This window comes from Micromonospora sp. (genome assembly GCF_048594385.1).
GTDB lineage: Bacteria > Actinomycetota > Actinomycetes > Mycobacteriales > Micromonosporaceae > Micromonospora > Micromonospora wenchangensis.
Map to the genome: position 1 here is coordinate 1 of NZ_JBMDWU010000089.1, position 1,761 is coordinate 1,761.

At 74.8% G+C, this 1,761-nt stretch carries 1 protein-coding gene; it reads right to left on the minus strand.

The features are described 5' to 3' along the window. Positions 1–1,690, minus strand: a 1,690-nt coding sequence (locus ACOJTC_RS04085) for a DEAD/DEAH box helicase (RefSeq protein ID WP_420115807.1), incomplete at its 3' end; no start/stop codon positions are given. Between the last annotated feature and the right edge of the window lie 71 nt (positions 1,691–1,761).

Here is a 1,761-nt window from a genome sequence, read left to right on the forward strand (position 1 = left end):
CCGCGCCGGAGCCGCCCCCACCGCGCCGGCGACGGCGGCGACGCGGCCGGCCCGGCTCACCCTCGGTGGCCGACCCGGTGGCGACGGCGGGCTCGCCGGTCGGGCCGGCGGCGGTGTCGGTGGACCCGCCGGTGGTCGCCGTGGTCGACTCGCCCCCGACCACCTCGCCGGCCCGGCGACGACGCCGGCTACGGGGGGTACGGGTGCCTTCCTCGGCGGCCTCCACGGGCGTTCCGGTGGCGTCCGGCACGTCGGAGTCGGGGCGGGCCCGACGCCGGTCACCGCGTCCACCGCCCCGGCCACTGCTCTCGCCGCGCCCCCGGCTCTCGCCGCGCCGACCGCCCCGGCCACCGCTCTCGCCCCGGCGGGGCCGCCCACCCAGGTCCTCCTCGACCTCGGCGGAGAGCCCGGCGCGGGTCCGCTCGGCGGTCGGCAGGGTGCCGGTCATCTCGGGGGAGATGTCCAGGTCGGTGTAGAGGTGCGGGGAGGTGTGGTAGGTCTCCGGCGGCTCGGGCATGTCGAGGCCGAGCGTCTTGTCGATGATCCGCCACCGGGGCATGTCGTCCCAGTCGACGAAGGTGACCGCGACCCCGGTCGCCCCGGCCCGGCCGGTACGACCGATCCGGTGGGTGTAGGTGTCCTGGTCCTCGGGGCAGTCGTAGTTGATGACGTGGGTGACGCCGCTGACGTCGATGCCCCGGGCGGCCACGTCGGTGGCGACCAGGGTGTCGATCTTGCCGGCCCGGAACGCGCGCAGCGCCCGTTCCCGCGCGCCCTGGCCCAGGTCGCCGTGCACGGCGGCCACCGCGAAGCCCCGGAAGTCGAGGTCCTCGGCGACCCGGTCGGCGGCCCGCTTGGTCCGGGTGAAGATCATGGTCAGCCCGCGCCCCTCGGCCTGGAGGATCCGCGCCACGATCTCGATCTTGTTCATCGAGTGGGTGCGGTACGCCAGCTGCTGGGTCTGCGGGGACGGGCCGGTCTCGGCGGTGTGCCCGGCGTGGATCGTCACCGGCCGGCGCAGGAACCGCCGGGAGAGGGTGACGATCGGGTCCGGCATGGTCGCCGAGAAGAGCATGGTCTGCCGGTCCTCCGGCAGCATCGCCAGGATCTTCTCGACGTCGTCGAGGAAGCCCAGGTCGAGCATCCGGTCGGCCTCGTCGAGCACCAGCGCGCGGACCCGGTCCAGCCGCAGGTGCTTCTGCTTCTGCAGGTCCATCAGCCGGCCGGGGGTGCCGACCAGGATCTCCACGCCCTTGCGCAGCGCGTCGATCTGCGGCTCGTACGCGACGCCGCCGTAGATCGGCAGCACCCGGACGCCCCGGGTACGGCCGGCGGCGGCGAGGTCCTTGGCGACCTGGATGCCCAGCTCGCGGGTGGGTACGACGACAAGCGCCTGCGGCACTCCGTCACTGCCCTCGCCGGGGGCCAGGAGCCGCTCCAGCAGCGGTACGCCGAAGCCGAGGGTCTTGCCGGTGCCGGTCGGCGCCTGCCCGATCATGTCGGTACCGCGCATCGCGATCGGGATCGCGTACTCCTGGATGGCGAAGGCGCGGGTGATGCCCGCCGCGGCCAGGGCCTCGACGGTCTCGGGTCGCGCGCCGAGCGCGGCGAACGTGGGGGCCTCCGGGCGGACCGGGGCGGTGGGGGCCAGTTCCTGGCCCTCCAGTTGGTCGAGAATCTGTTCGCTCATCTGGATCTGGGGGTGCCCTCTCGTGGTGCGCCCCGTGGTGTCCTCAGGGCGCGGTCGGTATGGCGTGGGCC